The organism is Cupriavidus phytorum (assembly GCF_003254285.1).
Lineage (GTDB): Bacteria > Pseudomonadota > Gammaproteobacteria > Burkholderiales > Burkholderiaceae > Cupriavidus > Cupriavidus phytorum.
Map to the genome: position 1 here is coordinate 269,173 of NZ_QKZN01000002.1, position 15,450 is coordinate 284,622.

At 68.5% G+C, this 15,450-nt stretch carries 15 protein-coding genes; 12 read left to right on the forward strand and 3 right to left on the reverse strand.

All coding sequences use genetic code 11. The annotated features are described in order from the left end of the window. Positions 1–2: 2 nt before the first annotated feature. From recR to C7416_RS06685, 8 genes are all read left to right on the forward strand, one after another. Positions 3–617: a recombination mediator RecR gene (gene recR / locus C7416_RS06650; protein WP_010814257.1), complete on the forward strand. Its 615-nt coding sequence runs from the start codon at positions 3–5 to the stop codon at positions 615–617. 76 nt (positions 618–693) lie between these two features. Next, positions 694–1,599: a LysR family transcriptional regulator gene (locus C7416_RS06655; protein ID WP_012353186.1), complete on the forward strand. Its 906-nt coding sequence runs from the start codon at positions 694–696 to the stop codon at positions 1,597–1,599. A 177-nt stretch (positions 1,600–1,776) separates the two neighbouring features. Next, entirely contained in the window at positions 1,777–2,973 is a 1,197-nt protein-coding gene (locus C7416_RS06660; RefSeq protein ID WP_012353185.1) for a CaiB/BaiF CoA transferase family protein, read from the forward strand. After that, complete coding sequence (locus C7416_RS06665) at positions 2,970–3,941, forward strand: hydroxymethylglutaryl-CoA lyase (protein ID WP_111517697.1); 972 nt, start codon at positions 2,970–2,972, stop codon at positions 3,939–3,941. The genes C7416_RS06660 and C7416_RS06665 overlap by 4 nt, the downstream gene beginning before the upstream one ends. Positions 3,942–3,992: 51 nt before the next feature. Further along, positions 3,993–5,009, forward strand: a complete 1,017-nt coding sequence (locus C7416_RS06670; RefSeq protein WP_111517698.1) for a Bug family tripartite tricarboxylate transporter substrate binding protein — start codon at positions 3,993–3,995, stop codon at positions 5,007–5,009. 181 nt (positions 5,010–5,190) lie between these two features. After that, positions 5,191–6,234 (forward strand): ABC transporter substrate-binding protein, encoded by a 1,044-nt coding sequence (locus C7416_RS06675; protein WP_111517699.1) that lies wholly within the window; start codon positions 5,191–5,193, stop codon positions 6,232–6,234. Positions 6,235–6,363: 129 nt separating this feature from the next. Next, positions 6,364–7,176 (forward strand): ABC transporter ATP-binding protein, encoded by an 813-nt coding sequence (locus C7416_RS06680; protein ID WP_018007788.1) that lies wholly within the window; start codon positions 6,364–6,366, stop codon positions 7,174–7,176. Positions 7,177–7,221: 45 nt separating this feature from the next. Continuing rightward, positions 7,222–8,013, forward strand: a complete 792-nt coding sequence (locus C7416_RS06685) for an ABC transporter permease (protein ID WP_111517700.1) — start codon at positions 7,222–7,224, stop codon at positions 8,011–8,013. A 66-nt stretch (positions 8,014–8,079) separates the two neighbouring features. On the opposite strand, the gene C7416_RS06690 is transcribed toward C7416_RS06685, so the two are convergent. Beyond that, positions 8,080–9,483 (reverse strand): sensor histidine kinase, encoded by a 1,404-nt coding sequence (locus tag C7416_RS06690; RefSeq protein WP_111517701.1) that lies wholly within the window; start codon positions 9,481–9,483, stop codon positions 8,080–8,082. Further along, entirely contained in the window at positions 9,480–10,154 is a 675-nt protein-coding gene (locus C7416_RS06695; RefSeq protein WP_111517702.1) for a response regulator, read from the reverse strand. Before C7416_RS06695 ends, C7416_RS06690 begins: the two co-directional genes overlap by 4 nt. 231 nt (positions 10,155–10,385) lie before the next feature. Here C7416_RS06695 and C7416_RS06700 point away from each other — a divergent pair, with 231 nt between their 5' ends. After that, positions 10,386–11,444, forward strand: a complete 1,059-nt coding sequence (locus tag C7416_RS06700; protein ID WP_111517703.1) for a porin — start codon at positions 10,386–10,388, stop codon at positions 11,442–11,444. 195 nt (positions 11,445–11,639) lie between these two features. Here C7416_RS06700 and C7416_RS06705 read toward each other — a convergent pair whose 3' ends face one another. Next, the gene (locus C7416_RS06705) at positions 11,640–12,614 is read right to left on the reverse strand and encodes an NADPH:quinone oxidoreductase family protein (RefSeq protein ID WP_111517704.1); all 975 of its coding nucleotides are present in this window, start codon (positions 12,612–12,614) and stop codon (positions 11,640–11,642) included. Positions 12,615–12,833: 219 nt separating this feature from the next. Between C7416_RS06705 and surE the strand changes: the two genes are divergently transcribed. From surE to C7416_RS06720, 3 genes are read left to right on the forward strand one after another with little or no spacing between them, the layout of a single operon-like run. Further along, complete coding sequence (surE, locus tag C7416_RS06710) at positions 12,834–13,586, forward strand: 5'/3'-nucleotidase SurE (RefSeq protein ID WP_018007785.1); 753 nt, start codon at positions 12,834–12,836, stop codon at positions 13,584–13,586. Positions 13,587–13,638: 52 nt separating this feature from the next. After that, on the forward strand, positions 13,639–14,559 hold the full coding sequence (locus C7416_RS06715; RefSeq protein ID WP_111517705.1) for a protein-L-isoaspartate(D-aspartate) O-methyltransferase: 921 nt from the start codon (positions 13,639–13,641) through the stop codon (positions 14,557–14,559). A gap of 8 nt (positions 14,560–14,567) precedes the next feature. Then, on the forward strand, positions 14,568–15,449 hold the full coding sequence (locus C7416_RS06720; protein WP_111517706.1) for a peptidoglycan DD-metalloendopeptidase family protein: 882 nt from the start codon (positions 14,568–14,570) through the stop codon (positions 15,447–15,449). The last annotated feature ends 1 nt before the right edge of the window (position 15,450 follow it).

The following is a 15,450-nucleotide window of genomic DNA, read 5'->3' on the forward strand; positions in this document are numbered from 1 at the left end:
TTGTGAAAGCGTCGTCGCCGACTTCGCTGCAGGCGCTGGTCGAGGCGCTGCGGGTGCTGCCCGGCGTCGGGCCCAAGTCCGCCCAGCGCATGGCCTACCACCTGCTGCAGCACGACCGCGAGGGCGCGCGCAAGCTCGGCGATGCGCTGCGCGGCGCGGCGGACCATATCCGCCACTGCCAGCGCTGCAACACCTTCACCGAGCAGGAAATCTGCGAGACCTGCCTGGACGACCGCCGCGACGCCTCGGTGCTGTGCGTGGTGGAAACGCCGGCCGACCAGGTCATGATCGAGCAGACCCTGACCTACCGCGGCAAGTATTTCGTGCTGATGGGCCGGCTCTCGCCGCTGGACGGCATCGGCCCGCGCGAGATCCACCTGGACCGGCTGCTGGCGCGCGCCACCGAGCCCGAGCTGGGCGGCCCGGTCGGCGAAGTCATCGTCGCCACCAATTTCACCAGCGAAGGCGAGGCCACCGCGCACTACATCGGCGAGATGCTCAAGGCGCGCGGCCTCAAGGTGTCGCGCCTGGCGCGCGGCGTGCCGGTGGGCGGCGAGCTGGAGTATGTCGATGCCGGCACCATCGCCCGCGCGGTGATGGACCGCCGCAACCTCTGAACGCCGCCGCGCCGGCCGGCGTGCCGGTCGCAGGCACTGCCACCGGCGCGCCCGCTTTCATTTCCCGTCCGCTTCCATGAACCTGGCCCGCTTCGATCTCGTCACGCTTGGCTTGTTCGTTGCCGTGGCCCGGCAGGGCAGCATCTCGGCCGGCGCGCGCCAGTCGCACCTGGCGGTGGCGGCGGCGAGCAAGCGCATTTCCGACCTCGAGACCGCGGTCGGTGCGCCGCTGTTCTTTCGCCATGCCGCCGGCGTGCAGCTGACCGAGGCCGGCCAGGCCTGCTTCCACCATGCGCTGACCATCCTGCAGGACGTCGAGCGCATGGCCGGCGTGATGTCGGACTACGCCTCCGGCGTGCGCGGGCAGGTCCGGGTGTGCGCCAACACCTCGGCGATCACGCAGTTCCTGCCCGATGACCTGGCCTCGTTCATGCAGCGCCATCCGACCATCCGCATCGAGCTGGAAGAGCAGAACTCCCGCGACATCGTTGCGGCGCTGGTCGAGAACCGTGCCGACGTCGGCATCTTTGCCGACCGCACGCCCGCCGCCGGGCTGATGACGGTCGAATACCGCCAGGACGAGCTGGTCATCATCACCCCGCCCAACCATCCGCTGGCCGCGCGCGGCCCGGTGCACTACGCCGATACGCTCGAATTCGATTTCGTCAGCCTGCCGCAGGAAACCTCGCTGGCGGCGCGCCTGCTGGAGGAGAGCAGCCGGCTTGACCGGCCGTTCCGGCTGCGAATCCAGGTGCGCAGCTTCGACGCCATGTGCCGCATGGTGATGGCCGGGCTGGGCGTGGGCGTGCTGCCGCGCATCGCGGCCGAGCCGCACGTCAAGTCGATGGGGCTGTCGCTGGTGACGCTGCAGGACGCCTGGGCACGGCGCTCGCTGTTGATCGGGCTGCGCGATCCGGCCGGCCTGACGGTCTCGGCGCGGCTGTTGATCACCCACCTGTGCGGGGATCGCGCGCCGTTCTGACGCGCCTGCGGCCAGGCTCCACGCGGCCTTTCGCGTTCCGAGAAAGCCCGCTTCTCCGATTGCCGATTCCTGGCCGGCCCCGCGCTGGGGCAAACTCCGTCCGAACGCAATGTATGGCAAGCCAGTCAATGGCGCTGCCGCACTGCAACAAGACTGCCGCATCGCACGGAGACACCCATGGCGCAACAGATCCTTGAGGGCATTCGCGTCCTCGAACTCGGACAACTCATCGCCGGCCCCTTTGCCGCCAAGACCCTGGCCGACTTTGGCGCCCACATCATCAAGGTCGAGCCGCCCGGGCAGGGCGACCCGCTGCGCAAATGGCGCATGCTGCATGAGGGCACCTCGGTGTGGTGGGAGGCGCAGTCGCGCAACAAGGAATCGGTCTGCATCGACCTGCGCCAGCCGGAAGGGCAGGCGCTGGTGCGCAAGCTGGCCGCCGAGGCCGATGTGCTGATCGAGAATTTCCGCCCCGGCACCATGGAGAAGTGGGGCCTGGGCTGGGACGTGCTGCATGCCGACAACCCGCGCCTGATCATGCTGCGCGTGTCCGGCTACGGCCAGACCGGCCCGAAGAAGGACGAGCCCGGCTTTGCCGCGGTGGCCGAGGCCATGGCCGGCCTGCGCCACCTGACCGGCGAGCCCGGCCGCGCGCCGGTGCGCGCCGGCCTGTCGCTGGGCGACACCATCGCCGGCCTGCACGGCGCCATGGGCGTGCTGCTGGCGCTGTACCAGCGCGATGCGCGCGGTGGCGAAGGGCAGGTGATCGACGTGGCGCTGTACGAGTCGCTGTTCAACCTGAGCGAAAGCCTGCTGCCCGAATACTCGGCCTTCGGCGCGGTGCGCCAGCCCGCCGGCGGCGCGCTGCCGGGGATCGCGCCTTCCAACGCCTATCCCTGCGCCAGCGGCGAATACGTGCTGGTGGCGGCCAACGGCGACGCCATCTTCAAGCGCATGATGCTCGCCATCGGCCGCGCCGACCTGGCCGACGATCCCGCGCTGGAGCGCAACGACGGCCGCGTCGCGCGCGTCGACGAGATCGATGCCGCGATCGCCGACTGGACCCGCACGCAGACGGTCGAGTCGGCGCTGGCGGTGCTGCGCGACGCGCAGGTGCCGTCGGGCCGCATCTATACCGTCAAGGACATCGCCGAAGACCCGCACTACCGCGCCCGCGGCGTGATCGAGTCGGTGACCTCGGCCGGCGGCCTGACCGTGGAAGTGCCGGGCGTGGTGCCCAAGCTGTCGGCCAGCCCCGGCGCCATCCATGACCGAGCGCCGGCGCTGGGCGAGCATACCGATGCGGTGCTGAAGCAGGCCGGCTTCGACGACGCCGCCATTGCCGATCTGCGCGCGCGCAAGGTGATCGCATGAGCGCCGCCGCCAACCCGTTGCGCGGCCCGGCCCGCGTCGAGATCAATGAAGTCGCGCCGCGCGACGGCCTGCAGATCGAACCGGTGGTGGTGCCGACCGATGCCAAGGTGGCCTTCGTCGATGCGCTGTCGGCCTGCGGCTTCGCGCGCATCGAGGCCACCTCGTTCACCTCGGCCCGCGCCATTCCCGCGCTGGCCGATGCCGAGGCCCTGATGCACCGCATGCGGCGCCAGCCGGGCGTGCGCTACACCGCGCTGGTGCCCAACCTGCGCGGGCTGGAACGCGCGCTGTCGTGCCGCCCCGACGAGGTCAACCTGGTGATGTCGGCCAGCGAAACACACAACCGCGCCAACCTGCGCATGACGCGCGCGCAGTCGCGGCAGCAGCTGCTGGCGATGATTGCCGAGGCGGGCGCGGCCGGCGTGCCGGTCAACGTGTCGCTGTCGACGGTATTCGGCTGCCCGTTCGAAGGCGAGGTCGATGTCGCCGAGGTGATGGCGCTGGCCAGCGCCTTCGCCGACGCCGGCGCGGCCGGCATCACGCTGTGCGATACCACCGGCATGGCCTATCCGAACCAGGTCGCGGCGCTGTGCCAGGCCTTCCAGGACGCGCTGCCCGCCACCGGCCTGACCATCCACCTGCACAACACCCGCGGCATGGGCCTGGCCAATGCCGTGGCGGCCTGGCAGACCGGCGTGACGCGCTTCGACGCGGCCGCCGGCGGCCTGGGCGGGTGCCCCTATGCGCCCGGTGCCAGCGGCAACGTCAGCACCGAAGACCTGGTCCACATGTTCGACTGCATGGGCGTGCAGACCGGCGTCGACCTGGGCGCGCTGCTCGACGTGGTCGCCGGCATGCCGGAACTGGTCGGGCGCGACCTCAAGAGCCAGCTGCTGAGCGCGGGGCCGCGCCTGCGCACGCACCAGGCGCCGGCCTGGCTGGCAGAGCATTTTGCCGGGCAGGCGTAGCCCTGCACGCGCACCACGACAACGTATCCACAAGACCAAACGGAGACCCTCATGAAGCAAGCCCATCAACCCCAGCCCGCCATGCCCGCACGGCGCAAGGCAATCGTCTCGACGCTCGCGGCAATCGGCGCGGCGTGGTTCGCCCCGGCGGCCCTCGCACAGGACGGCAGCTATCCCGCCCGGCCGGTAACGCTGGTGGTATCGGCCGCGGCCGGCGGCACCACCGACCTCGCCGCCCGCATGATTGCCGAGCCGCTGTCCAAGGCGCTCGGCCAGCCGGTGGTGGTCGACAACCGTCCCGGCGGCAACGGCGGCATCGCCGCAAGCCTGGTGGCGCGCGCCAAGCCCGACGGCTACACGCTGATGCTGCAGTACTCGGGCTTCCACGTAATCACGCCGCTGCTGGTGAAGAACCTGTCGTGGGATCCGGTCAAGGATTTTGCCCCGGTGGCCAATATCCTGTCGGCGCCGCAGGTGCTGGTGGTGCGCCCGAGCCTGCCGGTCAAGTCGCTGAAAGAACTGGTGGCCTACGCCAAGGCCAACCCGGACAAGCTCAACTACGCCTCGTCGGGCAACGGCTCGCTGCAGCACGTGTCGACCGAGCTGCTGAACCAGATGGCCGGCACCAAGATCACCCACGTGCCGTACAAGGGCACCGGCCCGGCCATGACCGACCTGCTGGGCGGCTCGGTTGACCTGACCATCACCACGCCGCCGCCGCTGATGGGCCATATCGCCGCCGGCAAGCTGCGTCCGCTGGTAGTGACCAGCAAGACCCGTCTGCCCAGCCTGAAGGACGTGCCGTCGGCGCCCGAGGCCGGCTACCCCGACCTCGACGTGTCGTCGTGGTTTGCGATGTACGCGCCGGCGGGCACGCCCAAGCCGGTGGTCGACAAGCTGACCGGCGAGATCGACAAGATCATGCGCACCGAGGCCTTCCGCAAGAAGGCCGAGGAACTGGGCGCCGAGGCCAAGTACATGAATCCGCAGCAGCTGGCGCAATACCAGAAGGCCGAGCTGGCGCGCTGGGCGAAGGTGATCAAGTCCGCCGACATCCACGCCGAATGACGACCGTGGCCGCGGCAAGGTGATCGAAAGGTAAGGGCGCTAAGCTGGCGGGTTTGCTAGGTATAGATACCGATGCGGCGCACCGCGCCGCCCGGTAGCATGGCAATTTGCCGCACCGCGGCGCCCCCCCTTTCAAGCGCTCGTTGCCGCGGCGCCAGTCCACACGGGTAGGAGATCTCGCATGTATAACAAGAAATTCTGGAAGCAATTCCTGATCGCGCTGGCGCTGTTCCTGGCCGGCTGGTTCACCTTCGGCCATGCCCTGGCACAGGGCAAGCCCGAGAAGACCAAGGTCACCATCGCGGTCGGCGGCAAGAACCTGTTCTATTACCTGCCGCTGACCATCGCCGAGCGCCTCGGCTACTTCAAGGAAGAAGGGCTGGACGTCGAGATCGTCGACTTCGCCGGCGGCGCCAAGGCACTGCAGGCGGTGGTGGGCGGCAGCGCCGACGTGGTCTCGGGCGCCTACGAGCACACCATCAACCTGCAGGCCAAGGGCCAGCGCTACCAGGAATTCGTGCTGCAGGGCCGCGCCCCGCAGATCGTGCTGGTGGTGTCGAACAAGACCATGCCCAACTTCAAGTCGGTCGCCGACCTGAAGGGCAAGAAGATCGGCGTGACCGCGCCGGGTTCGTCGACCAACATGATGGCCAACTTCGTGCTGGCCAAGCATGGCCTGAAGCCGTCGGACGTGTCGTTCATCGGCGTCGGCGCCAGCGCCGGCGCGGTGGCGGCGATGCGTTCGGGCCAGATCGATGCCATGGCCAACCTGGATCCGGTGGTGTCGATGCTGACGCAGAAGAACGAAGTGCGCATCGCCTCGGACACCCGCACGCTGAAGGACACCCAGGCGGTGTTCGGCGGCAACATGCCGTCGGGCTGCCTGTATGCGTCGCAGGCCTTTATCCAGCAGAACCCGAACACCACGCAGGCGCTCACCAACGCCATGGTGCGCGCGCTCAAGTGGCTGCAGAAGGCGGGCCCGTCCGACATCGTCAAGACCGTGCCGGAAAGCTACCTGCTGGGCGACCGCGCGCTGTACCTGGCCGCATGGGACAAGGTCAAGGAAGCGATCTCGCCGGACGGCACCATGCCGGCCGACGGCCCGCGCACCGCGCTCAACGCGCTGGGCCAGTTCGACGCCGAACTGAAGGGCAAGTCGATCAAGCTGGAAGAGACCTATACCAACGCGTTCGTGCAGAAGGCCAACGCCAAGTACAAGTAATTTTCCTGCCGTCGACGCCATCGGCCCGCTGCCCGCAGCGGGCCTTTGCTTTGCGGCAGCGACGGCTTATCCATCATCACTCGCCCGCGCCGCGCTCTGCGCGCCGTGGCGGGTCTGAGACGGTTCATCATGAGCATTCCCGCACTTTCACTCGACCAGGTCACCTGCACCTTTGTCTCGCGCGATGACCGCAGCCAGCGCTATACCGCGGTCAAGGACGTCACGCTGTCGATCCAGCCCGGCGAATTCGTATCGGTGGTCGGTCCCACCGGCTGCGGCAAGTCGACGCTGCTGAATGTCGGCGCCGGCCTGCTGGAGCCTTCCAGCGGCGAGGTGCGCGTGTTCGGCGAGCCGCTGCGCGGCATCAACCGGCGCGCCGGCTATATGTTCCAGACTGAGGCGCTGATGCCGTGGCGCAGCGCGCTCGACAACGTCGTCGCCGGCCTGGAATTCCGCGGTACAGCGCGCGCCGAGGCGGTGCAGCAGGGCGAGGAATGGCTGCGCCGCGTGGGCCTGGGCGGGTTTGGCGACCGCTACCCGCACCAGCTCTCGGGCGGCATGCGCAAGCGCGTGGCGCTGGCGCAGACGCTGGTGCTGGACCCGGACATCATCCTGATGGACGAACCGTTCTCCGCGCTCGACATCCAGACCCGCCAGCTGATGGAGAACGAGGTGCTGGAGCTTTGGGCCGCCAAGCGCAAGGCGGTGCTCTTCATCACCCATGACCTGGACGAGGCCATCGCCATGAGCGACCGCGTGGTGGTGCTGTCGGCCGGCCCCGGCACGCATCCGATCGGCGAGTTCGCGATCGACCTGCCGCGCCCGCGCGACGTGGCCGAGATCCGCAACCATCCGCGCTTTGTCGAGCTGCACGCCGCGATCTGGGACGTGCTGCGCGAGGAAGTGCTCAAGGGCTATGCCCAGCAGCGCAAGGTCGCCTGAACCGTTTCGACCTGCGTCCCCATTCAAAACAAGAACTGAATCCCGATGGCATTCCGTACTGATTCCAAGGGCATGCTGCGCGTATGGCAGCTGCTCGTGCTGGTGGTGATCCTCGGCGTGTGGCACGTGGCCACGCGATCGCAGCAGGTCGCCTTTTTCTTCGGCGAGCCGCTGATGGTGGCGCAACGCATCTGGAACTGGTTTTTCGTCGAGCGCGATATCTACCTGCACCTGGGCGTGACCCTGATCGAGACCGTGCTGGCGTTCGGCATCGGCACCGTGGCGGGGCTGGGCGTCGGCCTGTGGCTGGCGCTGAGCCCGCTGACCTCGGCCATCCTCGACCCCTACGTCAAGGCCATGAACTCGATGCCGCGCGTGATCCTGGCGCCGATCTTCGCGGTCTGGTTCGGGCTGGGCATCTGGTCGAAGGTGGCGCTGGCGGTGACGCTGGTGTTTTTCATCGTCTTCTTCAACGTCTACCAGGGCGTCAAGGAAGTGAGCCCGGTGGTGCTGGCCAATGCGCGCATGCTGGGCGCCAATCAGAAGCAGCTGCTGCGCCATGTCTACTTGCCGAGCGCGACCAGCTGGGTGTTCTCGTCGCTGCATACCTCGGTGGGCCTGGCCTTCGTTGGCGCGGTGGTGGGCGAATACCTGGGCTCGGCGCGTGGCGTGGGCTACCTGATCCTGCAGGCCGAGGGCACCTTCGACATCAATACGGTGTTCGCTGGCATCGTGGTGCTGACCGCGTTTGCGCTGGTGCTGGACTGGATGGTCGGCATCGGCGAGAAGCGGCTGATGAAGTGGCAGCCGAAGAGCGGGGAGACGGAGAAGCTTTGACGTTCCGCTTCGGCGGTGGTTTGCTCCTCTCTCCCGCAAGCTGCGGGAGAGGGAGTACACAGTCGGTCAAGGAAAAGCCCTGGCGCCGAACCTGACCGACACCGTCAGCCCACCTCCCGGCGTTTCTCCAAGCCTCACCGTCGCGCCATGCAGCCGCGCGATCTCGCGCACGATCGACAGGCCCAGGCCGGTGCCTTCCACCGCCTGCCCGCTGGCGCCGCGATAGAAGCGCCGGAACACCGCCTCGCGTTCGCCCGGCGCAATGCCGGGGCCGTTGTCGATGACCTGCAGCTGCGCCATGCCATCTTCACCCGCCACGCGCACCGTCACCATTGCGCCGCGCCCGGCATAGCGGATCGCGTTGTCGATCAGGTTGCCGGTCAGCTCCTGCAGCAGCTCGGGCTGTCCGGCAACCTCCGCCGGCCCATCCTGCTCGAACCCCAGGTCGACCCCGGCCCCGTGCGCCACCGGTGCCCACTCCAGCGCCACCACCTGCGCCAGCGTATCCAGCCGCAGCGGCTTCAGCGCCGGCTCGTAGCCGGCATCGGGCTCCAGCCGCGATAGCGACAGCAACTGCTGCACGCCCCTGGATGCGTGCCGCACGGTGCCGTGCAGCAGGCGCATATGCTCGCGCACGCGCTCGCCGTCGCGTTCGCGCAGCGCCAGTTCGGACTGCGCCTGGATGATCGCGAGCGGGGTCTTGAGCTGGTGCGCGGCATCGGCAAAGAAGCGCTTGCGCGCCTGTACCATGCCATGCAGACGCTCCATGTACTGGTTCAGCGCCCGCACCAGCGGCTTCATCTCGGCCGGCAGGTCTTGCTGCTCGATCGGGTCGAGCTGCGTGCCGCGCCGCGCCACCGTGTCGGAGAGCCGGTGCAGCGGCCGCAGCCCGCGCCGCACGCCGAGCCACACGATGCCGAGCGCCAGCGTCACCAGCACCAGCTCCTGCAGCAGCGAGCCGATCAGGATCTCGCGCGCCAGCAGCTGGCGCGGCTCGATGGTCTCGCCCACCAGCACCCACACCAGCCGCGTGCGCGCCGAGCCGACGTCGCGCACCGGCAGCGGCTGCGCCGCCATGCGCAGGGGCTGGTCGCGGAAGACGGTGTCGTAGAACACGGTGTGGTACAGCTGCAGCGTTGCGTCGGCCGGCATCTGCAGGTCGTCGTAACCGGTGACGGTGGTGCCGTCGTCGGCGCGGATGCGGTAGAAGATGCGCGGGCCGGCCTGGTCGTCGAACAGCTCGAGCGCGAGGTTGGGCAGCTCGACCGCGAGCCGCCCCTCGTGCAGGCGGATGCCTTCGCGCATCGCGCGCAGCGATGCCTCCAGCGTGCGGTCGAAGGCGGTATGCGCGGCCGACATCGCGCGCTGGTAGGTCAGCCAGGCATCGAAGGCAAGCAGGCCCATCAGCGGCAGCAGCAGCCACAGCGACAGCTGCAGCCGCAGGCTGGGGGCCCGGCGCGGCCGCTTCATGCCGCCGGCCGCGTTTCGAGCAGGTAGCCCAGGCCGCGCAGCGTGACGATGGCGACGCCGCTGCCGTCGAGCTTCTTGCGCAGCCGGTGCACGTAGATCTCGATCGCGTCCGGATTGACCGATTCGTCGATGCCGAAGATCTTTTCCGACAGCGCGCCCTTGTTGACGGCGCGGCCATCGCGCAGCAACAGCACCTCGAGCACGGCGCGCTCGCGCCCGGTCAGCGCCAGCAGCTGGCCATGCAGCAGGAAGGCGCGGCTGATGCTGTCGTAGTGCAGCGGGCCGAAGACGAACTGCGTGCTGTCATGGCCATGGGCCCGGCGGATCAGCGCGCGGGCGCGCGCTTCCAGCTCGGACAGGTCGAAGGGCTTGGCCAGGTAGTCGTCGGCGCCCAGGTCGAGCCCGCGCACGCGGTCCTCGACCGAGCCGTGCGCGGTCAGGATCAGCACCGGCAGCGGATTGCGGCGCTGGCGCAGTCGCCGCAGCACTTCCAGTCCGTCCAGGCCGGGCAGGCCCAGGTCCAGGATCAGCAGGGCGTAGTCCTGCGTGCTCAGCAGGTTGTCCGCGCTGCGGCCGTCGTGCATGCAGTCGACCGTGAAGCCGGCCTGGCCCAGGGCCTGGCTCAGGGAACTGGCCAGCATCACATTGTCTTCGGCAAGCAGGATACGCATTCGGGCAGGGCGGGCAGGGGCGGCAGCGCGGCAGAACGACTGCAGCAGCAAAACGGCAAAGGCCAGACTGATACAGCGAACCGCGCCGGCTTAGAAGCTAGGGAAACCACTGATCCTGTGGCGGCGCCATGGCCGCGAAAAGCCTGCCCTCCGAAAGCGAACTGAAAGTGCGCGTCACCTACCATCCGGCCGCTGACGATTACCACAACAAGCACAAGGAAGGAGATGGCAATGAAGCGTACGGCAATGGCGTTGGCCGCGATGGGCCTGGCGGCCGCGGGGTCGGCATCCGCGCAATCGAACGTGACCCTGTATGGGCTGGTGGACGCGGGCATCGAATATGTCAGCCATGCCGGGCCGGACGGTTCGGCGGTCAAGCTGACCTCGGGCGGCAAGAACACCTCGCGCTGGGGCATCCGCGGCAGCGAAGACCTGGGCGGCGGCCTGAAGGCGATCTTCAACCTCGAAAGCGGCATCGCCATCGACACCGGCCGGCTCGATACCGACAACACGCTGTTCGACCGCCGCGCCACGGTGGGCCTGTCCAGCCGCTACGGCCAGGTGGTGCTGGGCCGCACCTTCACCACCACCTACGACTTCATGCTGCCGTTCGACCCGATGGGCTATGCGCCGGCGTATTCATGGGCGACGTCGTCGACCGCCACCGGCGGGCGCAAGGACGGATTGTTCTCGCGCGCCTCCAATGCCGTCCGCTACGACGGCAGCTTCGGCGGCCTGAAGCTCGGCGCGACGGTGGCGCTGGGGGAAGTGGCGGGGGACTTCAAGAGTTCGTCCAAGTATGCGCTCGGCGCCGGCTACAACGCCGGCAAGTTCGCCGCCGCCGCGACCTGGGACCGGCAGAACGGCGCCGGCACCAGCACCACGCCCGCGGACGCCACCGATTACATCCAGGGCATCCATGCCGGGGCCAGCTATGACTTCGGCGACCTGAAGCTGTTTGCCGGCTACCGCAACTACAAGCGCAGCTTCACCACCGGTGCGGCCAGCCAACGCAGCGACATGTACTGGGGCGGCGCCAGCTATGCCTTCACGCCGGCGTTTACGCTGTATGGGGCGGTCTACAAGCAGAACATCAAGGGCGGCAACGATGCCGACCCGATCCTGTTCTCGCTGCGCGGGCAGTATGCGCTGTCCAAGCGCACGCTGGCCTACCTGTCGGTGGGCTACGCCAGGGCGCGCAATGGCCAGGACGTCAGCGTGTCGCGCGACCTGGTCGGCTTTGCCAACAGCCAGACCGGCGTCATGGCCGGCCTGCAGCATCGCTTCTAACAGGGGAAATTCCGGAAAGCGGCTGGCTGTTTTGGGAACTGCCTGTTGACCCGCGCCGGGGTGTGCGCAAACGGGACAACAGGCAGCTTGGGGCGCTTTGCCTCGGATGGCGCAGGGTGTAGCCGCACTACCTGCGCCATGCTTTTTTAGGGTCGGCCCCAGCGCGTCAGCCGACGCGTCGAGGTCAGTCAGCCATCACGGCACGATCACGATCTTGCCGGTGACCTTGCGCGCCTCCATGTCCTTGAGCGCCTGTGCGGCCTGCTCCAGCGGATAGCGTGCCGAGATATGCGGGCGGATCTTGCCTTCCTTCATCCAGCCCAGCATCTGCGCCATATTGGCCTGGTTGGCCTTGGGCTCGCGCCGCACGAAATCGCCCCAGAACACGCCCACCAGCGACGCGCCCTTGAGCAGCGCCAGGTTCAGCGGCAGCCGGGGAATCTCGCCATTGGCGAAACCCACCACCAGGTAGCGGCCGCGCCAGCCGATCGAGCGGAACGCCGGCTCGGCATAGATGCCGCCGACCGGGTCGTAGATGACGTCCGGGCCCTTGCCGTCGGTCAGCGCCTTGATGCGCTCGCGCAGGTCTTCGGTGCTGTAGTTGATCAAGGCGTCGGCGCCGTGCTGCTTGCACACCTCCAGCTTTTCGTCGGTCGACGCCGCCGCGATCACGCGCGCGCCGATGGCCTTGCCGATCTCGATCGCCGCCAGGCCCACGCCGCCGGCCGCGCCCAGCACCAGCATGGTCTGGCCCGCCTTGAGCTCGCCGCGGTCGATCACCGCGTGGTGCGAGGTGCCGTAGGTCAGCGTGAACGCCGCCGCGGTCTCGAAGTCGATGCCGGGCGGCATCGGCACCACCGACGCCGCCGGCGCCCTGGCCTGGCTGGCGAAAGCGCCATTGCCCAGGTAGGCGATGACCTTGTCGCCGGGCTTGACGTGGGTGACGCCTTCGCCCACCGCGTTGACCACGCCGGCGAGTTCCGAACCCGGGGTGAACGGCAGTTCGGGCTTGGCCTGGTACTTGTTCTGGATGATCAGCACATCCGGGAAGTTGACCGCGGCCGCCTTGACGTCGATGACCACTTCGCCCTTGCCGGGCACCAGGTCGGGCAGGGTTTCGAGGGTCAGCGAATCGGGCGGACCCCAGGCTTTGCACAGTACGGCTTTCATCTTGTCTCCGGTGGTGTGGTTGGCATGCCGCGCCAGTCAAGCTTACGCGGGCCGGCGGGGCAAGTGTAGCGCAGGAATAGCACGGTCGTTCTGTTTCATGCCGAAGCCGTGGAGGCGGTCATTTGCGGCCTGCATACAGTGCCGGTGCCGCCGCCGCGGATGGCCGGATCGGGCGGCGCTCGGGCCGCTTGCGCGCCTGCGCTCAGGTACAATCGCGGCATGCATATCCTTCTCGCCAACGACGACGGTTATCTCGCGCCGGGACTGGCCGTTTTGCATGCTGCGCTCGCGCCGCTGGGCCGGATCACGGTCATCGCGCCGGAGCAGAACCATAGCGGCGCTTCCAATTCCCTGACCCTGCAGCGTCCGCTGTCGATCTACGAGGCGCGCGAAGGCGTGCAAAAAGGTTTTCGCTTCGTCAACGGCACGCCCACGGACTGCGTGCATATCGCGCTGACCGGGCTGCTCGACGAAAAGCCCGACCTGGTGGTGTCCGGCATCAACCAGGGCCAGAACATGGGCGAGGACGTGCTCTACTCCGGCACCGTTGCCGCCGCGATCGAGGGCTATCTGCTGGGGATTCCCTCGGTGGCCTTCTCGCAGGTCGACAAGGGCTGGGAACACCTCGATGCCGCCGCGCGCGTCGCGCGCACCGTGGTGGAGCGCATCATCGGCACGCCGCCGGCAGAGCCGTTCCTGCTCAACGTCAATATCCCGAACCTGCCGTTCGAACATATCCAGGGTTATCGCGCCACGCGCCTGGGCAAGCGCCATCCGTCGCAGCCGGTGATCACGCAGGTCAACCCGCGCGGCGACACCAATTACTGGATCGGCCCGGCCGGCGACGCGCGCGATGCCAGCGAGGGCACCGATTTCCACGCGACCGCGCAGGGCTATGTCTCGCTCACGCCGTTGCAGCTGGACCTGACCCATCGCGGGCAACTCGACGCGCTCGACCAGTGGCTGAAGTAGGGCCGCCGGTCCCGAGCCGCCCGAGCCGCAGAATCGCCGCGTCGCGCCCCCGATGAGTTCCACGCCCCCTCGCAACAAATTCCCGCTGCCGCTGGATGCGGTGGTCGAGCGCAAGCCCGCGCCCGCGCGCACCGCCGGCATCCCCGCCGTGGGCGCGCCGCGCCCGGCCGCGCCCGTGCCTGCGCCCGCGACGCCAGCCAAGCCGCGCCTGCCGCGCACCGCAGCGCCGGCACCTGCGCCGGTGCCTGCCAGCGCGGTCGAGCAGCGCGCCTCGGCGGCCACCGCGGGCGGCGGCGGCATGGCTTCGGCGCGTGCGCGCGCGGCACTGGCGGCGCGGCTGCGCGCCGCGGGCATCCGCGACGAGCGCGTGCTGTCGGCCATCGCCACGGTGCCGCGCCACCTGTTCGTCGAGCCGGGACTGGCGTCGCAGGCGTATGAAGACGCGGCGCTGCCGATCGGCCACCAGCAGACCATCTCCAAGCCGTCGGTGGTGGCGCGCATGATCGAACTGCTGCGCGAGGGCCTGGGTGCCGAGGCGTCGCTGGAGCGCGTGCTCGAGATCGGCACCGGCTGCGGCTACCAGGCCGCGGTGCTGGCCCAGGTGGCCCGCGAAGTCTTTTCGATCGAGCGCATCCGGCCGCTGCACGAGCAGGCCAAGGCTAACCTGCGGCCCTTGCGCGTGCCCAACCTGCGCCTGCATTACGGCGACGGCATGCTGGGCCTGCCGCAGGCCGCGCCGTTCTCGGCCATCATCCTGGCCGCGGCCGGCATGGAGGTGCCCGAGGCGCTGCTGGAGCAGTTGGCCATCGGCGGGCGCCTGATCGCCCCGGTGGCGGTGATGCCGCCGGCAGGCGTGCCCGGCCAGACCGTGACGCAGCAGCTGCTGCTGATCGAGCGGCGCAACCGCCATCGCTTTCACCGCACCGCGCTTGAAGCCGTTTTCTTTGTGCCCTTAAAATCGGGCACCATCTGAGTCGAACTATGCACAACATCGTGAAATCGCAAAATTTCGCACGCGCCGGACAGCTTCTTGCGGCGACCTCGCTCGCGGCCCTGCTGGCCGCCTGCGCCAATTCGCCGATGCCGGCGCCGGTCGTCGACCGTACCTCCACCTCCGGTACCACCGCGGCGACGCTGGAACCGGCGCCGCCCGGGTACTATCGGGTCAAGCGAGGCGATACCCTTTACCGTATCGCGCTGGAGAACGGCCAGTCGTATCGCGATGTGGCAACGTGGAACAACCTGACCAATGTGAACCAGATCGAGGTCGGCCAGCTGCTGCGCATCGTGCCGCCGGGTGCCGACGTCAACACTGCGCCGGGCGTGTCCACCATGCCGGTGGCGCCGGGCACGGTGCAGGCCCAGCCGATCGACCAGGCGCGTCCGAACGGCACGCCGGTGCCGCCGCCGGCTGTGCCTGCGGCCGCGGCTTCGGCGCCGGCGGCAGCGCCTGCAACACCTTCGGCGACCGCGCCGGCATCGGCGCCGATGGCCGACGGCTCGATGAAGCTGAGCTGGCCGGCGACCGGCCAGATGGTCGGTAAATTCGACGACAAGGGCAATAAAGGCATCGATATTGCGGGCAAGAAGGGCGATTCGGTGCTGGCCGCGGATGACGGTCGGGTGATTCACGTAGGCCCCTTGCGCGGCTACGGGAATCTTGTCATCATCAAACACAACGAGACATTTCTTACCGCTTACGGGCACAACGACAAGGTGCTCGTCGCTGAGCAATCCACGGTCCGGAAAGGCCAGAAGATTGCAGAGATGGGCAACAGTGATACCGACCGGGTGAAGCTTCACTTCGAAGTTCGCAAGAACGGAAAACCGGTTGATCCGATGCGGTACCTGCCGCCACAGTGAG